The following is a 3,157-nucleotide window of genomic DNA, read 5'->3' as shown; positions in this document are numbered from 1 at the left end:
GCAAAGCCATTTACGGCGCCCAGGCTGCCAACGGTGTCATACTGATCACCACAAAAAGCGGAAAATCAGCGCAGAAGCCTGTCATCAATTATTCAGGATACTACAGCACCCAGTCGCCGGCCAATGAACTTACTCCCCTGGGCCGGACGGGCTACCTGAAAGGCGTACGCGACGTGGATTGGGAAAACGGCTACCTGGCTCCTGATTATATACAGGAAAATCCTGACTGGACGATTGACAACAACACCGGTCTGTTTCCTCCTATCCTGGAAGGCTTTGCCAATGGTACCGACTACAGTTGGTACGATGAAGTGACCGACCCGGGTTATATCACCGACCACCAACTGAGCGTGCGGGGCAGCACCGACAAAACTTCTTACTTTCTCTCCGGCGGCTATACCGACCAAAAAGGATGGATACAGAATGATAAATACCGCCGGATCACCGCCCGCATCAATGTAGATACCGAAATAGCCGAGTGGCTCACGATCGGGGCCAATACCTTTGGGTCATTCTCGGATTATTCGGGAGAAAGTCCGGGTTTAGGCTCTATCCCGCTGATGAGTCCCCTGGTGACGCCCCGGGATGAAAACGGAGAACTGATCATCAATCCATTAGGCGATAACCGCTTGAACCCGTTTTTGCAAAGTGCTTCTGACGACCGGGATCTGCGAAACAATCTATCCGGTATTTTCTACGCCAACCTTCGTATCCCGCAGATAAAAGGACTCAGCTACCGGGTAAACTTTAGCAACAACTACCGCTGGGATGCGCTGAGTAACTCCAGCATCTATGATGCGGGGCAATCAGGCCGGGCTATCAAGATCAACCGGGCTACCTACGACATCTTAGTGGATAATATTGTGACGTACAACCGGCAATTAGGCAAAAACCACGAACTTAACGCAACCCTGTTATACGGGTTCAACCGTATTTCCTTCGATGAAAACGGGGCCGAAGGAACCAACTTTTCTAATTTGGCACTGTCGTACAACAGCCTGGAACAAGCTGTCATTCAGCAAATATCATCGAGAGCCTGGGAAGAAAAGTACCTCTACCAGATGGCGCGGATCAACTACGATTTTAAGGACAGATACCTCCTTACTGCCACCCTGCGCCGGGACGGATTCAGTGGCTTTTCCGAAAACAATAAGTTTGGCTTGTTCCCGTCGGTAGGCGTAGGCTGGGTATTGTCTGAAGAAAGTTTTCTGGCGAACATCAATACACTCAACTTCCTGAAACTACGCGCCAGCTACGGCATCAACGGAAACCTGACCAGCCGCTATAGTTCGCTGGCGCGAGTATCTGCCGGGGCTAATTCACAGTATGTGTTCGGAGATGGTGGAAGCACAGTCAACGGACAACGCATCACTTCGCTATCCAATCCTGATCTGTCGTGGGAAAGAACGGCGGGCATCAACGTCGGACTGGATTTTGAACTTCTGGACAGCAAACTTTCGGGAAGTATTGACTATTACCAATCCAAAACCACCGATCTGCTCTGGAACTTCGTGTTGCCCGAAATTACCGGCTTTGATAATATCACCTCGAACATAGGCGAAATTAGCAATACCGGTCTGGAAGTGCTGCTGAACGCCACCCCGGTCCGTATTCCTAATTTCAGTTGGGATGTAGGGCTGAACTTTGCTACCAACAACAATAAAATTGAAAGCCTGATCGGGTTGGACCGTGATGGCGACGGACGAGAAGACGACCTGACGGCTAATGGCTTGTTCATTGGCGAGCCTATCGGAGCCATCTACGGCTACGTGGTCGACGGGCTATGGCAGATCAGCGACAGCGAGAGCATTCCCGATGGATTTGCGCCGGGCCAGTACAAACTGCGGGATTTTAACGGTGACGGCCAGATCACTCCTCAAGACGACCGGCGGATTCTGGGACGCGCAGAACCCGCCTATCAGTTTGGGATACAGAACACCCTTCGCTATAAAGATTTCTCATTAAAGTTTTTCGTCAAATCCATTCAGAGTGGAAGCGATGGGTACCTGGGGGAGAACAACCCCTGGGCCAGTGGCTACGGCACACCCGGTGTTGCACAGGCCAGCAACTGGTTCGCAGAAATTGACTACTGGACACCCGCCAATCCAGGTGCGACATATCGCCGGCCTGGTGCAGACGCTGCCATCGGAGGCCGTCGGTATTTTTCCCGCAGCTTTGTGCGGCTACAGGATATTTCGCTGGCGTATAAGTTGAACAACAGCCTGACAGAACGCATCGGTCTGCAAGGATTGAAAGTCTTTGTCAGCGGCAAAAACCTGCTCACCTTGACCAACTGGGAAGGTTGGGATCCAGAAACCGGTCAGGGCCTCGGGGCTACCCAAGGTACAGCCCTGCCCGTCATGCGCGGCTTTTCGTTTGGCTTAGACATTTCATTATAACTGTAAAATCTGATTTGACATGAAAACATTATTTCAATATAGTTTCATTATTATTGTTCTGTCACTGATTGCCGCTGCCTGCAACGAAGATGATTTTCTGGAAGAAAAACCACTGGACTTCTTCAGTCCCGGCAACGCCTTCGTTACCTTTGAGAACTACGAAAGCTCGGTGTACGATTTGTACGCCCAGATGCGTGATCTTCGTTATAACTCAAACGAAAACTCACAGGCGTACATCTACGGAACGGACATCATGTTTGATGCCCGCACCTCCACCTCGAACAACCGCTTTGGAGATTATAATATCACCTTGAACCCTACGGGTAGTATGTCTGAATGGCATTGGAGCCGCTTGTACAAAATCGTGACCAGCGCCAACTCCATTGTAGACCGTGTAAAGGAAAGTGAACTCACTGGCGAACAAAAAAAACTTATTGAAGCCGAAGCTCGCTTCTTCCGTGCCTTTGCCTATCGGAATTTAGTGTACCTGTACGGGGGCGTTCCTTTGTTGCTGGAAGAAGTAACCTCTCCCAAAACGGATTTCACGCGGGCAAGCCGGGAAGATATATTAGCGCAAATCGCGGAAGATGCTACCTTTGCCGCTAACAACCTGCCCTCTATCGGGGAAGTAGCCGACGGGCGGGTGTCCAACCTGGTGGCGCAGCACCTGTTAGCCGAAACGTATATTGCCCAACAAAAATGGGATGAAGCTATTGCCGCCGCTACCGTCGTCATCGACGACCCCAACACTGCGCTGA

Annotated in this window: 2 protein-coding genes; both read left to right on the top strand. The window is 50.9% G+C overall.

The features are described 5' to 3' along the window. A partial coding sequence (locus ACEW8P_RS00575; RefSeq protein ID WP_373511169.1) for a SusC/RagA family TonB-linked outer membrane protein occupies window positions 1–2,399 on the top strand: 2,399 nt, incomplete at its 5' end. Window positions 2,400–2,418: 19 nt separating this feature from the next. After that, on the top strand, window positions 2,419–3,157 hold a 739-nt coding region (locus ACEW8P_RS00570), incomplete at its 3' end, for a RagB/SusD family nutrient uptake outer membrane protein (RefSeq protein ID WP_373511168.1).

Origin of the sequence: Persicitalea sp., from assembly GCF_041751555.1 — a bacterium.
Classification (GTDB): Bacteria; Bacteroidota; Bacteroidia; order Cytophagales; family Spirosomataceae; genus Persicitalea.
Note: the sequence above shows the minus strand (reverse complement) of the source record. Positions and strands in the feature narration are given on the sequence as shown.